The sequence below is a fragment of the Microbacterium sp. R1 genome (assembly GCF_015159725.1).
Taxonomy (GTDB): domain Bacteria; phylum Actinomycetota; class Actinomycetes; order Actinomycetales; family Microbacteriaceae; genus Microbacterium; species Microbacterium oxydans.
The window spans coordinates 263,836-279,325 of the sequence record NZ_JADDUD010000002.1; the positions used below are offsets into that span (position 1 = coordinate 263,836).

At 67.5% G+C, this 15,490-nt stretch carries 14 protein-coding genes; 7 read left to right on the plus strand and 7 right to left on the minus strand.

Features of this window, described 5'->3' with window-relative positions:
• Window positions 1–126 precede the first annotated feature (126 nt).
• The 6 genes from ILP86_RS13100 to ILP86_RS13125 form a co-directional block, all read right to left on the minus strand.
• Entirely contained in the window at window positions 127–813 is a 687-nt protein-coding gene (locus ILP86_RS13100) for a hypothetical protein (protein WP_061015281.1), read from the minus strand.
• The gene (locus ILP86_RS13105; RefSeq protein ID WP_193762162.1) at window positions 813–1,727 is read right to left on the minus strand and encodes an ABC transporter ATP-binding protein; all 915 of its coding nucleotides are present in this window, start codon (window positions 1,725–1,727) and stop codon (window positions 813–815) included. The genes ILP86_RS13100 and ILP86_RS13105 overlap by 1 nt, the downstream gene beginning before the upstream one ends.
• Window positions 1,724–2,113, minus strand: coding sequence for a GntR family transcriptional regulator (locus ILP86_RS13110; RefSeq protein WP_046748097.1), 390 nt, complete (start codon window positions 2,111–2,113; stop codon window positions 1,724–1,726). The genes ILP86_RS13105 and ILP86_RS13110 overlap by 4 nt, the downstream gene beginning before the upstream one ends.
• 275 nt (window positions 2,114–2,388) lie before the next feature.
• Window positions 2,389–2,877, minus strand: coding sequence for a GbsR/MarR family transcriptional regulator (locus ILP86_RS13115; protein WP_193762163.1), 489 nt, complete (start codon window positions 2,875–2,877; stop codon window positions 2,389–2,391).
• 10 nt (window positions 2,878–2,887) lie between these two features.
• Window positions 2,888–4,510, minus strand: coding sequence for an ABC transporter permease (locus tag ILP86_RS13120; protein WP_193762164.1), 1,623 nt, complete (start codon window positions 4,508–4,510; stop codon window positions 2,888–2,890).
• Window positions 4,510–5,493, minus strand: coding sequence for an ABC transporter ATP-binding protein (locus ILP86_RS13125; RefSeq protein WP_193762165.1), 984 nt, complete (start codon window positions 5,491–5,493; stop codon window positions 4,510–4,512). The genes ILP86_RS13120 and ILP86_RS13125 overlap by 1 nt, the downstream gene beginning before the upstream one ends.
• A gap of 90 nt (window positions 5,494–5,583) precedes the next feature.
• Here ILP86_RS13125 and ILP86_RS13130 point away from each other — a divergent pair, with 90 nt between their 5' ends.
• The 5 genes from ILP86_RS13130 (at window position 5,584) to bsh (ending at window position 11,594) form a co-directional block, all read left to right on the plus strand.
• Window positions 5,584–6,894: a class I SAM-dependent methyltransferase gene (locus ILP86_RS13130; protein ID WP_193762166.1), complete on the plus strand. Its 1,311-nt coding sequence runs from the start codon at window positions 5,584–5,586 to the stop codon at window positions 6,892–6,894.
• Window positions 6,895–7,232: 338 nt separating this feature from the next.
• Window positions 7,233–8,552 (plus strand): glycine betaine/L-proline ABC transporter ATP-binding protein, encoded by a 1,320-nt coding sequence (locus ILP86_RS13135; protein ID WP_193762167.1) that lies wholly within the window; start codon window positions 7,233–7,235, stop codon window positions 8,550–8,552.
• The gene (locus ILP86_RS13140) at window positions 8,552–9,511 is read left to right on the plus strand and encodes a proline/glycine betaine ABC transporter permease (RefSeq protein WP_193762168.1); all 960 of its coding nucleotides are present in this window, start codon (window positions 8,552–8,554) and stop codon (window positions 9,509–9,511) included. The genes ILP86_RS13135 and ILP86_RS13140 overlap by 1 nt, the downstream gene beginning before the upstream one ends.
• 53 nt (window positions 9,512–9,564) lie before the next feature.
• Complete coding sequence (locus ILP86_RS13145; protein WP_046748102.1) at window positions 9,565–10,473, plus strand: glycine betaine ABC transporter substrate-binding protein; 909 nt, start codon at window positions 9,565–9,567, stop codon at window positions 10,471–10,473.
• A gap of 143 nt (window positions 10,474–10,616) precedes the next feature.
• Window positions 10,617–11,594, plus strand: coding sequence for a choloylglycine hydrolase (gene bsh, locus ILP86_RS13150; RefSeq protein ID WP_113680821.1), 978 nt, complete (start codon window positions 10,617–10,619; stop codon window positions 11,592–11,594).
• Between the two features lie 40 nt (window positions 11,595–11,634).
• On the opposite strand, the gene ILP86_RS13155 is transcribed toward bsh, so the two are convergent.
• The gene (locus tag ILP86_RS13155; RefSeq protein ID WP_193762169.1) at window positions 11,635–12,522 is read right to left on the minus strand and encodes a MurR/RpiR family transcriptional regulator; all 888 of its coding nucleotides are present in this window, start codon (window positions 12,520–12,522) and stop codon (window positions 11,635–11,637) included.
• 103 nt (window positions 12,523–12,625) lie between these two features.
• Here ILP86_RS13155 and ILP86_RS13160 point away from each other — a divergent pair, with 103 nt between their 5' ends.
• Window positions 12,626–13,810: an acyl-CoA--6-aminopenicillanic acid acyltransferase gene (locus ILP86_RS13160; RefSeq protein ID WP_046748104.1), complete on the plus strand. Its 1,185-nt coding sequence runs from the start codon at window positions 12,626–12,628 to the stop codon at window positions 13,808–13,810.
• A 34-nt stretch (window positions 13,811–13,844) separates the two neighbouring features.
• Window positions 13,845–15,488, plus strand: a complete 1,644-nt coding sequence (locus ILP86_RS13165; protein ID WP_193762170.1) for an ABC transporter substrate-binding protein — start codon at window positions 13,845–13,847, stop codon at window positions 15,486–15,488.
• Window positions 15,489–15,490 lie beyond the last annotated feature (2 nt).

Here is a 15,490-nt window from a genome sequence, read left to right on the forward strand (position 1 = left end):
TCGCGGCTCTTCGGCACCCGGTTGCTTCCGCCGTGCTCCGAGGCTAGGGGGATCCGCTGACGAAAGCCACGATGCCGCGACCGCACGGGGAGTGCGGTCGCGGCATTCGTGTTCTCTCGCGGAGGATCAGGGGATGGTCCTGCGGAACGCGAGGAACGATACTCCCGTGAAGACCGCGGTGAGCACGAGACCCCACAGCGCCAGTCCCACCGCCCCGAGGTCCATGATCGCGGCGCCGACGTGGTTCCACAGATCGAGTCGGGTCGCCAGGAAGACGAGGCCGATGAGCACCAGCGCCAGCCCGATGCCCACGATGAGCAGGACCAGCTGCCCCCAGCTCTTGTAGATCGTCGCGCCCGTGAACCCGAGCACGAAGAAGAACAGGGCGAGAGTGAAGTAGACGACGAAGGCGCCGAGGGGCCCGGCGTCCCACAGCCACGGCAGGTAGAAGACGTAGCCGTTCACGCCGTAGCCGTTCGTGGCGACCTCGATGCCGCCGCCGATCAGGAACAGGATTCCCATGAGGGCGCTGCCGAGGACTGCCGTGAGCATCGTGCCGAAGAAGAACTCCCTGCGGGTGATGCTCATGGCCTGCGAGAACGGGAAGGTCAGGGTCATCGCCGACATGCCGATCGCGAAGAAGTACCAGAGGGGCGCTTGGCCTCCGCCGCCGTACTTGGGGGTGTCGACCGGGATCATCGCGTAGATGATGATCGAGATCACGACGGCAGCCGCGAGGATGATCAGCGGGTACCAGACGAAGGTGCCCTTGTTGATCAGCTGCAGGCGGACGACGTTGAATGTGCGTCGCATCAGCGCACCTCCTCTTTCGCTGCGTTCTCTCTCGTGGAATCGGTCGCGACCTTCTGCGTGAGCCGCACGACCAGCTGCTGCAGCGAGACGGGTGCGAGGTCGAGTCCTGACGCGGTGATCTCGGCGCGATCCTCCGACGACACGGCACCGAGGACGGTGACCGACGCGACCCGGCCGAGCGACTCCCGGTGCAGCACCTCCCGCGCACCCACCCAGGCATCGACCTTGGCGGCGTCGCCCACCACGGTCACGGCGCGTTCGCGGACCGCATCCGTGTCTTCGTTGAGCAGGATGCGCCCATCGTCGATCACGATGACCTTCTCGATGAGGTTCGACACCTCGTCGATCAGGTGCGAGGACAGGATGATCGTGCGCGGATGCTCCGCGTAGTCCTCCACCAGTCGGTCGTAGAAGATCTGTCTGGCGACCGCGTCGAGACCGAGATACGGCTCGTCGAAGAAGGTGATCTCGGCGCGCGAGGCGAGACCGATGATGACCCCGACCGCGGACAGCTGGCCGCGCGAGTGCTTCTTGATCGTCTGCTTCATCGGAAGCTGGAACTCGGCGATGAGCTCGTCGGCGAGCGCCTGGTCCCAGTTCGGGAAGAACAGGCTCGCAGCCTTGAAAGCGTGCTTGGGGTACGCGTCGTCCGGATACTTCTGGCTCTCGCGGACGAAGCAGATCCGACTGAGCACGCGCGCGTTCTCGTACGGGTGCTCGCCGAAGACCTTGATGGTTCCGGATGATTCGAAGTTCTGCGCGGTGAGGATGGACATGAGCGTGGTCTTGCCTGCACCGTTCCGGCCGAGGAGGCCGTAGATCGCGTCTCCCTCGATGGCGAGCGACACGTTGTCGAGTGCTCGCTTCTCCTTGTAGCGCTTGGTGAGGTTCTGCACCTCGATGACGGCGGTCATGCGGGGGTCTTCCCTTCTGCGTCGATGGTCAGTGCGGCGCGCTGCCTGAGCAGTGCCGCGAGATCTTCCGCGCCCAGCCCGAGCGTGCGGGCTTCGGCGAGGAGCGGGTCGATGTAGCGATCGGCGAACGCGGCGCGGCGCTCGCCGAGGAGCAGCTCCCTGGCACCGTCGGCGACGAACATGCCGATGCCTCGGCGCTTGTAGAGCACTCCCTTGTCGGTGAGCATGGCGACTCCCTTCGCTGCGGTGGCGGGATTGATCCGGTAGAACGCGGCGAGCTCGTTGGTGGAAGGAGCCTGTGCCTCCTCGCTGAGTGTGCCGTCGACGATCGAGTCCTCGATCTGCTCGGCGATCTGGAGGAAGAGCGGCTTGCCTTCTTCGATCACGAGTCCTCCGCGTGGTTCGTGGGTTAGTTACTTGACTAAGTAACCATATGACTCACGCGGGTGTCAAGGGGCTCGTCGCTGGTGCCAAAACCCAGACCATCCGGTGCCCGCTCGGCGCGTTGGTATCCGCCTCCGGGGAGACACGCCGGGCGCGGACGAATGGTCTCCGTTTTGGCAGGAGTGCGCGGGCGCGGGTGCGGGTGTGCGAGGAAGGTGTGGGTGTGGGTGTGGGTGTGGGTGTGGGTGTGGGTGTGGGTGTGGGTGTGGGGCGAGGGTCAGGAGTCGCGGCGGAGGGCGCGCCAGTCCTCGACGATCTGCAGCATGCGGGTGGAGAGGAAGCGGAAGAACTCGGCGAGCTCGATCGCGCGGTCGTGGGCGCCCTGATCGTCGTCGTGCTCCGCGGCGATCTCGTCGATGTACTCGGAAAGGCGCGAGTACACCGGCATGTTCCCGATGATCGAGCTGTAGAACGGATCGTGCACGAACTCGTAGCGGTCGCGCCGGTCGCCGGGGCGCGATCGACGCTGGATGAAGTGCAGCTGCTGCAGGTAGCGCACCGCGCCGGAGACGGCAGCGGCCGAGACGCCCAGACGCTCGCCGAGCTGCGCGGCCGTGTACCCGCCCTCGGGAGCGGCGATCAGCGCCATCATCACGCGCGCAGGCATCCGCGGCATCCCGGCGGCGGTCATCATGGCGGCGGCCTGCTCGGCGGGTTCCGTCCCGCGGTGGGAGTCGGGCGAGGGTGCGTCGCGGTCGTCAGGCATCGTGCTCCTCCTAGGCTCCGGGGGCGAGCTCACGGCGTCGCATCAGGGTCAGGGCTCCTGCGCCTCCCGCGACCAGGGCGAGCACGAGCCACCACAGGCCGCGCACATCCACGCCGCTGCCGTCCACCACCGGGGTCACCCCGAAGGGCGAGAGGTTCATCGTCCATTCCGGCAGTCCGAACAACGGACCGAACATCCCGAACAGGGTCGCCAGCAGGACGAGGCTCCACGATACGGCCGTCGTCGCGCGGGGGAGCAGCACGAAGACGAGCGCGGTGAGGACGGCGAAGACCGATGCGGCGAACGCCTGGCCGAGCCCCGCCACCGCCACGATGCGGTACAGCGATTCAGCGCCGCCGTTCACCCGGATGCCGACCCACCCGGCGAGCACCGCGGCGGCGACCACGATCAGCACCGCGACCACGCCGACGATCACGTAGTCGGCGAGCCAGCGCACACGACCGACCGGGGTCGCCAGCACGGCCTCGGCTGTGCCGTGCGCCTCCTCCTGCCGTGCGCGCACCACGATCTGCACGGCGCAGCACGCGGCGAGGATGCCGAGAAGGGTGAAGAACACGGTGACCACGACCTCGTCGAGCCCGCCTGTCGCTCCGCCGATCTTGGTCAGGATGTCGGCCACGGCCGGGTTCTCGCCCGAGATCCGGTCGACCAGTCCGCTCAGGGTGGTGGCGAGGATGCCGGTGATCGCTCCGCCGACCGCCCACCCCACGATCGCCCCGGACGTGAGCCGCCACACCAGGGCATGCGGCGAGGCGAGCGCGGGCCGTGCCGAGACCCTGCCGGGGCGCTCCGCGACGAAACTCGCATCGATGTCTCGCATCGACTGCAGGGCGACGGATGCGCCGGCGAGCACGAGTCCGAAGGCCAGGCCGAGCAGCACCGGCCAGACCAGGTCGGAGTCGTAGGGGCGGGACTGCTCCACCCACCCGAAGGGGGACAGCCACGCCGGCCACGCGCTCGTCATGCGGGTGAGATCGTCGCTCGGGGTGCCCGCCGCGTTGCCGATGCCGCGGATCAGGAACATCGCCACGAGCGCCCAGACCGTCAGGGAGTTCGCGCCTCGAGAGGTGCGCAGAAGCTGCGCCGCGAGGAGGCCGACGCCGAGGAACGCGATGCCGCAGGACGCCGCTGCGGCCCCCGCCAGGACCGATCCTGCGAGCGGAAGGCCGGTGGCGACCAGCGCGAGCGCCGTGAGCAGGGCCAGGGCGACGTTCGCGAGGACCCCGTGCGCGATCGTCGCGACCGTCGGAAGGCGGCGCCCGGCGGGGGTGGCCCAGACGAGCTCAGCCCGTCCTGCCTCCTCGTCGCCCCGGGTGTGCCGCACGGCGAGGAATGTGCTCATGAGGGCGGCGAGGAACGCCAGCCACGGCAGCACCTCGAAAGCCAGGAACGCCCCTTCGGACGTGCCGGACGGCAGCCCGCGGAACATCAGGATCACCGGATTCGCGAGCGCGGCGGCGAGGATGTTCTGCCGGTCGGCAAGAGTCGAGTAGGACTGGCTGACACCGGCGTATCCGGCGAAGGCCATCAGGGCCGTACCGACGATCCACAGCGCGAGCTGCAGCCGATCGCGGCGCAGTCGCTGTCTCAGCAGCACGCCGAACGTGGTCATCACGCACGGTCCTTCAGCGCGCGGCGGGCGGAAGGCACTTCGTGCTCCGCCTCGCCGTCTTCGGCCGCTTCGAGGCCGGCGAGGTCATCGCCGTAGTGGCGCAGGAACAGCTCCTCGAGCGAGGGCGGAGCGACGCGGAGGTCGCTGATGCCGAGGGTGGCGAGTGCGGGGAGAACCGTCGCCGTGCGATCGCTGTCGACGGAGAGGCGGATGCGGTCGCCCTGCTGCACGGGGTCGTGCACGTCCGGGATGCGGCCGACCTGTTCGAGGGTGGCGCCGGCGGAGGCGAACGACACGTCGCTGCGGGTGAGATGACGCAGCTCCGCCAGGGTTCCCGCCTCCACGACGCGGCCCGCGCGGATGATCGACACCCGGTCGCACAGCTGCTCGACCTCGCTCATGATGTGGCTCGACAGCAGCACGGTCGCGCCGTTCGCGTGGGCGCGGGCCACTTCACGCTGGAAGATGACCGCCATCAGGGGATCGAGTCCGCTGGTCGGCTCATCGAGGATGTAGAGGTCGGCAGGCACGGCGAACGCCGCGATCAGAGCGACCTTCTGCCGATTGCCCTTCGAGTAGGCGCGGCCCTTCTTGCGCGGGTCGAACTGGAACGCGTCCATCAGGCGCTTCTTCTCGTGCTGGTAGGCGGCGTCCTTCGCACGGGCGCCGCGCAGTCGTGCGAGCAGGTCGACGGCCTCGCCCCCGGACAGGTTCGGCCAGACGCTGACGTCTCCTGGCACGTAGGCGAGGCGTCGATGCAGGTCGACGGCGCGATCCCAGGGGTCTTCGCCGAAGACCTCGACCTCACCCCCGGTGCGCCGCGCGAGGCCGAGGAGGATGCGGATGGTGGTCGACTTGCCCGCGCCGTTCGGGCCGAGGAACCCGTGCACCTGGCCCTGCTCGACGGTGAGATCGAGGCCGTCGAGTGCGTGCGTGTGGCCGTAGTGCTTCGTGAGATTGCGGGTGGCGATGACGGTGGTCATGCGCGGGAGCGTACGCCCGATTCACAAAGTTGTGAATCGGGCGAAAACAACACATGCGAAATCCTTACGACGCCCGCGTACAGTGGGCTGGTGCCGGAGTTCCCCTACAGTCGCCTGCGCCGCTGGCCCGACGTCGAGGCGGACAACCTGCAGGCATATGACGCGACCGACCTGCTGCTCGTGGAACGGGCGCTCGCGCTCGACGTGGACGGCTCCGAGACGGTCGTCATCGGCGACGAGTACGGCGCGATCACGCTCGCTCTTGCCGCGGCAGGGCGCCACGGCATCCGCGTGCATCAGGACCTCGCGACCGGCCGCCTGGCACTGCAGCGCAACGCCGAGGAGCTCGGGCTTGCGGGTGCTTCCGGCCGAAACGGAGACGACCTCAATGCGGCAGGGCGCGTCGCGGGGCAACCCGCCGAGCGTGAGACGGATGGTCTGGGTTTCGGCCGACTGTTCCACCCGCACGAGCTCGATGCCGACCTGCTCACCGGCGCGAGACTGGTGCTGCTGCAGCTGCCGAAGTCGCTCGCGGAACTCGAGGAGATCGCCGACGCCGTGGCCCGCTGGGCTGCTCCCGACGTGGTGCTCGTCGCCGGAGGCCGCGTGAAGCACATGTCCCTCGGCCAGAACGAGGTGCTGGGGCGGAGCTTCGCGCACGTGCAGGCCCAACGCGCCGAGCGGAAGTCGCGACTGATCGTGGCCGCGGAGCCGCGCCCCGCCGCCGCGGACCGGCCGTTCCCGGTGGCGGCGCAACACGAGGGGCTGACGCTGGTCGCCCACGGAGGCGCGTTCGCGGGGCCGCGCCTCGACATCGGAACTCGAGTGCTGCTGGAGGTGCTCGGCCTGACCGGTGCGCAACTCGGCAAGAATGCCCCGGATCGGCGCGATTCGCACCGGAGCGGGCCGGAAGATGGACGTCCTTCCGGAGTCGTTCACGACACTGCGGCCCGACGTGTGCTCGACCTCGGCTGCGGCACCGGTGCGCTCGCCGTCTCCTATGCCCTCGCGCACCCCGAAGCGCAGGTGACGGCCACCGACCGGTCTGCCGCTGCAGTGGCATCCGCCCGCGCGACGGCGGCTGCGAACGGAGTCGCCGACAGGGTCACGGTCACCCACGACGACGCCGGCTCCGCGCTTCCCGATGCCTCCTTCGACGTGGTGCTCCTGAACCCGCCGTTCCATCTCGGCGCGAGCGTGCACACGGGAGCGGCGACGCGGCTGTTCGAGGCCGCGGCGCGTGTGCTCCGGCCCGACGGAGAACTCTTCACGGTGTACAACTCCTCCCTCGCCTATCGCCCTGAACTCACCCGGCTGGTGGGGGCGACCGAGCAGGTCGAACGCACCCCGAAATTCACCGTCACACGCAGCATCCGGAGCACGCAGACCTCGGATTCCTGACCGCGGAACCACCGCGGGAGGGATTGTTGAATACCCGTGCAATCCCCCGGTCAGCCACCGAAACGAGGCCGCCCCGCGCGACCGGGATTTGCCCCTGATCGGCCATTTCGTTACGTTGGTCTGTGGGCCTGACGGCCCGAAGACCAGTCCGCGACCACGTCCTTCTTTCGATGAGCTGTGCTGCGAAGAGGCGTGGACGTACGGTCGATGCTCTATCGCGGTGGATCCGAAATCCGCCGTCCGTGCCGCCACAGCAGACATGTCGAACGGCCTTGAGGGGATCACCCGGGCGTAACCGAAGCAGGCTCAGCCACCCGAAGGCGAGCCGCAGGGGAAACGTGTCCGAAATCGCTCTCGAAGCGCGCAATCTGTACAAGGTTTTCGGTAAGAATCCGAACGCCGCCGTCCGTCGACTGAAGGCCGGTGAGAGCCGAACCGCCGTCGCGGATGCCGGCACCGCCGCGGTCATCGACGCCAGCTTCTCCGTGAACCGCGGGGAGATCTTCGTCATCATGGGCCTGTCGGGATCCGGCAAGTCCACCATCATCCGCATGCTCAACGGGCTGCATGACGTCACCGACGGCACCGTCACCGTGAACGGCGATCTCATCACCGGCATTCCGTCGTCGCGACTTCGCGAGATCCGTCGCGACCGCATCTCGATGGTGTTCCAGCACTTCGCCCTGCTGCCGCACCGCACGGTCGCCGCGAACGTCGCGTACCCGCTCGAGCTCAAGGGCACCCCGAAGGCCGATCGCCTGGCGAAGGCGGAGGAGATCCTCTCGCTGGTCGGGCTCGAGGGACAGGGCGAGAAGCTCCCGTCCGAGCTCTCGGGTGGCATGCAGCAGCGCGTCGGCATCGCCCGTGCGCTCGCCGCCGACAGCGACATCCTGCTGATGGACGAGGCGTTCAGCGCGCTCGACCCCCTGATCCGGCGCGAGATGCAGGAACAGCTGCTCGAACTGCAGCAGAAGCTCCAGAAGACCATCGTGTTCATCACGCACGACCTGAACGAGGCCATGTTCCTCGGTGACCGCATCGCCGTGATGCGCGACGGCCGCATCGTGCAGATCGGCACACCGGAAGACATCCTGATGGACCCGGCCAACGACTATGTCGAGCAGTTCGTGCAGGACGTCGACCGTGCCCGCGTGCTCACCGCGGCCAACGTGATGGAGCGCCCGCGCCCCGTCGTGCCGCACACCGCGGGACCCCGCACCGCCCTGCGCCAGATGCGCGACGCCTACATGTCGGCCACGTACGTGGTCGGCAAGGACCGGCAGCTCGTCGGCGTCGTCACCGATCGCGATGCGGTGAAGCTCGTGCGCAACGGTGCGACCACGCTCGACTCGATCATCAAGCCCGTGCTGCAGAGCGTGCGGGAGGACGACGTGCTGATGAACCTGTTCGTGCCCGCCGTCGAATCTCCCCTGCCGCTCGCGGTCACGGATGCCGAAGGCCGTCTCGTCGGGGTGATCCCGCGCGTGACGCTGCTCGCCGCCCTCGGCCCCGGGCCCGGCGCGACCGAGGAGATCACGCTTCCGCTGATGCCGATGCCGCAGGCCGAGATCGATGCGGTGCTCGATGACGGGTGGACCGCCGACCCGGGCCCCTCGACAAGCTCAGGAGCCCAGGTCGAGACGGAGGAGGTGCGCTGATGGATGGCTTCCGCATCCCCGTGGGAACCTGGATCGAGTCCGTCGTCGACTGGGTCAAGGACAACCTCGACGGTCTGCTCGACGTGATCTCGTTCGTGATGAGCTTCCTCGTCGACGGCCTCACGAGCATCCTGCTCGCCCCGAACTTCGTGGCCATCATCGTGATCGCCGCGCTCATCGCCTGGGTCGTGCGCTCGTGGCAGCTCGCGATCGGCACGGTCGTGTCGTTCGGACTGATCGTCGGGATGGACCTGTGGGTTCCCGCGATGCAGACCCTGGCGCTCGTGCTCGTCGCCGCCATCATCGCGGTGCTGATCGCCGTGCCGCTGGGCATCTGGTCGGCGCGCAACGCCACCGTCCGCGCCGTGCTCAAGCCCGTGCTCGACTTCATGCAGACCATGCCGGCCTTCGTGTACCTGATCCCGGCGATCGTGTTCTTCGGCATCGGCGTGGTGCCCGGCCTCGTGGCGACCGTGATCTTCGCCCTGCCCCCAGGTGTGCGTCTGACCGAGCTGGGCATCCGCGGTGTCGACTCCGAGACCGTCGAGGCCGGTCAGGCGTTCGGCGCGAAGCCGGGCCAGATCCTCCGCGGCATCCAGCTTCCGCTCGCGATGCCGACCATCATGGCCGGCGTCAACCAGGTCATCATGCTCGCCCTGTCGATGGCGGTCATCGCCGGAATGGCGGGAGCTGACGGCCTCGGGAAGATGGTGGTCGAGGCGATCTCGACCATCAACATCCCCAAGGGCGTCGAGGCCGGCCTCGGTGTCGTGTTGATCGCGGTCTTCCTCGACCGGGTCACCGCGGCGCTGGGAGCTCCGGGCGAGAACCGCTCGTCGCTGCTCGGCATGCTCGCACGGCGTCGCACCCCGCGCGGGAACGGTGGCGGAACAGCATCCGCTCCCGCTCCCGAGACGTCCGCGCAGCAGGACGCCGCGAACCCGGAACTCGTGCACTGAGTCCCATCACCTACGGAACAACACCCATACGGAACGCAAGAGAGAGAAATCACATGAAGAAGAAGATCCTCGCAATCACCGCACTCGGCGCCGCAGCGGCGCTCACCCTCGCGGGCTGCAGCAGCGACGGCGCCGGTGGCACGGGCGGCGGCGACGGCAGCGGCGACGACAAGGGCACCATCACGCTGGGCTTCCTGCCCTCGTGGACCGATGGGCTGAGCACCGCCTACCTGCTGCAGGACCAGCTCGAGAAGATCGGCTACACGGTCGAGATGAAGACGCTCACCGAGGCAGGCCCGCTCTACACCGGGCTCGCCCAGGGCGACGTCGACATCTATCCTTCGGCGTGGCCGGAACTCACCCACGCCTCCTACATGGAGAAGTACGGTGACGACATCGAAGACCTCGGCAAGTACTACGAGAACGCCAAGCTCACGCTCGCGGTTCCGGAGTACTCCGAGCTGAACTCGATCGAAGACCTCGTGGGCAAGGGCGGCGAGTTCGACGGCAAGATCTACGGCATCGAGCCGGGCGCGGGCCTCACCGCCCAGACGCAGAAGATGATGCCCGAGTACGGTCTCGATGGCGAGTACGAGCTCGTCACCTCGTCGACCGCGGCGATGCTCACCGAGCTGAAGACCGCGACCGACAAGCAGGAGGACATCGTCGTGACGCTGTGGCGTCCGTTCTGGGCCAACGACGCCTTCCCCGTGAAGGACCTCGAGGACCCGAAGGGTGCGATGGGCAAGGCCGAGGGCCTGCACTTCCTGGGCACCGACGGCTTCGCCGAGGAGTTCCCCGAGGCCGCCGAGCTGATCGAGAAGATCAAGCTCGACGACGAGCAGTACGGTGCGCTCGAAGACCTCGTGGTCAACGAGTACGGCGAGGGCAAGGAAGCCGACGCGGTCGACGAGTGGCTGAAGCAGTACGGTGACCAGTTCGACTGGACCGTCACCAGCTGACACCGCTCCCGCTTCACGAAGGAGGGTCTCCCGCGCCGGGAGGCCCTCCTTCGCGCTTGCGTCACCCCCCTTACGCTGGGCGACCACGAGTGCGACCATGGCCGTTCGAGGACCCGACCGGGCCCCGGAACGGAGAGGGAACGATGTGCACAGGACTGAGCTTCACCACCGTCGACCACTACTTCGGGAGAAATCTCGATCTCGAGTTCTCGTACAACGAGACGGTCACCATCACGCCGAGGAACTTCTCGTTCCCGTTCCGCCGACTCGCGTCCATGCCTACGCATCACGCGATCATCGGCATCGCGACGATCTCGGACGGGTACCCGCTGTACTACGACGCGGTCAATGAGAAGGGGCTCGGTATGGCCGGGCTCAACTTCCCCGACAACGCGTACTACCCGGCGGAGGATTCCGAGGCGACCAACGTCACCCCCTTCGAGTTCATCCCGTGGGTCTTGGGGCAGTTCGACTCCGTGGCGCAGGTGAAGGAAGCGCTGGAGACCGTGAACCTCGCCGACATCTCGTTCAGCGCGCAGTTCCCGCTGTCGCCGCTGCACTGGATCATCTCGGACGGTGCGGCCTCGATCACGGTGGAGAGCGTCCATGACGGCCTGAAGGTGTACGACAATCCCTGGGGCGTTCTCACCAACAATCCCACGTTCGACATCCAGAGCTTCCGGCTGAACGACTACATGCATCTGTCGACCCGGCAGCCGCAGAACACGTTCGCCCCTGACGTGCCTCTGGATACCTACAGCCGGGGGATGGGCGGGATGGGTCTCCCCGGGGACCTGTCGTCGTCATCACGATTCGTGAAGGCGGTGTTCACGCGGATGAACTCCGTTTCGGGGAGCTCCGAGTCGGAGTCGATCAGCCAGTTCTTCCAGATCCTCGGCTCCGTCGCCCAGCAGCGCGGATGCGTGCAAGTGGGCGACGAGGAGAAGTACGAGATCACCATCTACTCGTCATGCTGCAACGCCGACAAGGGGATCTACTACTACACGACCTATGAGAACAGCCAGATCACCGGGGTCGACATGCACCGTGAGGACCTCGATGGCTCCGAGTTGGTCGCCTACCCGCTCGTCGAAGGGCAGCAGATCGCCATGCAGAACTGACGTATGACCGGAGCCGTGTGAGGGGGCAGGGGCCGGGGGCTCAGTAACCCAGTCGTGCCCGAACGTCGTTGAGCAGCTGCGAAGAACGCAATGCCGCATCGGGCGCGACAGCGGAGATGCCCTGGACCAGTACGTCTGAGATGAGGATCGCCGAGAGGCTCTCGGAGGTCAGTCCTGTGGGGGTGTGGGGTGCGGTCAGGATCGCGTCGACACGGGAGGAGAGCCTCTCGTGGAGCTCGTCGGTCACGAGGATGACGCCGGCGCCCATCAACTGTGCGTGGTCCAGGAGTACGTCGATGTCGCGGGTGACCCGTCCAGGCGCGAAGATGACGAGGACGTCCTTCGCCTCGAGGTTCAGGACCTCGTCTGCGAGACGGAATCCGTCGGTGCTGAGCCGCCGAGTGGAGAGTCCCGTCCGTCGTAGGCGCAGTGCGAGGTTGTCAGCGGCGATCCCGGAGGCGCCGAGGCCGTAGCAGTAGATGCTCTCGGCGCGCATGAGCAGCGTGATGGCGGCGGAATACGCAGCGTCGTCGTTCGAGCTGCGTGCGAGTTCGATGAGCGACGCCGCCTCATCCCAGGTCTCCTGCTGGATGCGGGCGAGGTCCTGGCCGATGTGCTCGATGCGGGTCTTGAGTCGTACCTCGGGCGAGACGCTGCTCGAGAACGGAGCCGCCACCTCCTGCTTCAGGTGCGAGAGGCCCGAGTATCCGAGTTTCTGCAGGGTGCGCACGACGGAGGCGTTCGAGGTGCCGCTCTGGGTGCCGAGTTCGGCGGCGCTCGCATAGAGGATGTGCTCGGCTGACGTCGATGAGAGCACGCGGCAGACGGCACGTTCGGATTTCGAGAGGTCGTTCCACGTCCTGGCGATGCGCGCGCGGAGGCCGGAGAGCGCAGGGTTCTCTGTATCGCTTGTTACAAACGGTTCCATTGCTGTATCATTCTGTTCGAGAGGCGCATCATCCGTAACGGATGATTCAATCATCCCGGGTGCAACCTCATTGCGCAACAGGCGCACCTGACAGGGAGGTCATATGGCGGCCATGACACCGATCCGCACCATCGAGATCAGTGGGGCGCCCCGCGAGCGCGGGCGCCGATACGGCGAGGCCGCCGCCGACCTCATCGCCGGCTCGATCGAGTACTACACGGAAGCGCTGACCCAACAGACCGGCATGAGCTGGGCCGGGATCACGGATTCCGTCTCGCGATGGGTTCCGATCAGCGAGCAGATCGCGCCGCACCTCGTCGAGGAGATGCGGGGGATCGCGGAGGGGGCGGGTGTCGCCTTCGCCGAGATCGTCACGCTGAACGTGCGCGGCGAGTTCGTCTACGACCACCAGGGACCGTCGCGAGTCACGAGGACCGCGGCCCGTGCCGCCGACGACGAGCGCGACGACGCCGTCGACGGCTGCACGTCGTTCTTCCTGACAGGTGAGGGCAGCGGCACCGGGCACACGCTCGTCGGGCAGAACTGGGACTGGCGCACGCGCACCGCGGGAACGACCCTCATCGTCCGCGTCGTGCAGGATCCGCTTCCCACGGTGATCATGCAGGTGGAAGCCGGGCAGGTGGGACGCCACGGTGCCAACTCCGCCGGTATCTCGCTGAACGCCAACGGCCTCGGGGGGAGCTTCGGGGCGGCGGTCGGCGTGCCGCAGACCCTGATCCGCCGGCTCGTGCTCGATCAGGGCGATATCGCGAGCGCGCTCAGGATGCTGGTCAAGACCCGTCCCCATATCGCGAGCAATGCGCTCCTCGCCGACCGCAGCGGATTCGGCATCGACCTCGAGACCACGCCGAGCGGCGTGGACTGGATCTATCCCGAACGCGGCGTGATCGCGCACACCAACCACTTCCAGGCTTCCGTGCCGCCGCAGCTCGCCGGGTCCTACCTTCCGGTGGCAGCGGATTCGCTGCTTCGTCTGCCGCGTGTCCAGGCCGGGCTGGCGGCGGTCGCTCGTGCGGAGAACCCCGAACACAGCTACGCGCTCGTGCGTGAGGCGATGTCGGATCACCTCGGCTTCCCCGAGGGCGTCTGCACACATCCGCATCCCGACTCCCCCTCGGTGAAGCAGTGGTCGACGCTCCTCTCGAGCTGTGTCGACCTCACCACCGGCGAATACCGCGTCGCGAACGGATTCCCCTGCGAAACCGAGTACGAGGTGCTGCCCTGGAATCTCTACGACGGCCCGCACGACGAACTCCCCTCCCCCTGACCGACAGATTGAGAACCCGAGGAGATAGCGTTCAATGAAGAAGCAGCATCACCCCATCACCGTGACGATCGGCGTGCTCGCCGCCTCGGCATTCGTGCTCGCCGGCTGCAGTTCGGGGTCGAAGGGCGAAGACGGCGACGCCGCACTCGACGTGCCTTTCGGTGCGACGACACCCGCCGCCTCCGGTCCGCTCGAGAGCGTGACGTGGATGCTCGGCGGCGAGCCGACGACACTCGATGCCGACATCGATGCCACCACCGCCGACGACACGGTTCTCGCGAACGTCTGCGACCGGCTCATGCAGGTGCAGCCCGACCTGACCCTCGGTCCCGGGCTGGCATCGGACGCCGAGTGGACCGACGACACCCATCTCGTCTTCACCATCAGGCAGGGGGCGCTGTTCCACGACGGCAGCCCCGTGAGCACGGCGGACGTCGTGTGGAGCATGCAGCGCCACTCCGAGGACGGTGCCGCCGAATCCGACGAGTACCGGAACGTGGTCTCGATCGAGCAGACCGGCACCGACCAGATCACTGTCACGACATCGCAGCCGGATGCGATTCTGCTCCAGGCGATGGCGGGCGACGGCGGTATCGTCTGGAACCCGCGCGTCATCGAAGCCGAAGGGGAGGGCTTCGGCAGCCCCGGCTCCGCCTCCGCGTGCAGCGGGCCGTACCAGGTGACGTCGTGGGACGCGGGGTCGCAGCTCACCATCACCAGGTTCCCCGAGTACTGGAACTCCGACGTCGATGCCCTCACGGACGAGGTCGTCTTCCGATGGGCCGACGAGACCGCGATAGCCAACTCGGTCACGACGGGCGAGGCCCAGGGGTCGTTCCTCGAGAACGCCGGCGCCGCCCGGAGTTTCATCGGGAGCGCCGATGTGTCCGTGTATCAAGGACCCTCGACGAACGCGTGGGTGCTCGAGACGACCGATCGCGGCGCACTGACGGATGAGCGCATCCGGCAGGCCCTCTCGCTCGCCCTCGACCGGACCGGCGTCGCCACGGCTGCCTTCGGCGGTCTCGCCCAGCCGTGGAAGACACCCGTCGGTTCGGGAGCCTGGGGATACGAGGCCGACACCTTCGAGCAGGCCTACGACGCTCTCGAGGGCGCGCCCGCGAAGCCGAGCGAGGCCGATCTCGCGGCGGCCAAGGACCTGATCGCCGAGGCCGGCGCCCCTTCCGCCCCGATCGTCGTCGCCTCGAACGGCTCCTCGACGCACAACGTGATCGCGAATGCGCTGGTCGCCGCGGCGCAATCGATCGGGCTCGAGGCGGAGATCACCGTGATCCCGCAGGTGCAGTACGGCGACTTCTACTCCGACCCCGACCTCCGAGGCCAGGCCGATCTGTGGCCCGACGAGTACTACATCTCGAAGAACGACCCCCTCGGCTTCTACAAGAACGGCGCGTCCGATGCGAGCGTGAACTTCGGCGTCTTCTCCGACCCGGAATACGATGCGCTCGTCGACGAGGGTTACGCCGCGACGGATGACGTCGAGCGCGCCGAGATCACGACAGAGCTGCAGAAGCGCTGGGTGGAGCGCGCGGTGTGGATCCCGGTCGTCGCGACGCCGTCGACGCTCATCATGTCGAAGGCGGTCACGGGTGTCCCCGCCTCTGCAGCGTTCATCTACTACCCGTGGGCCGTCGACCTCGGCAGCGCGAAGGGGTAGTC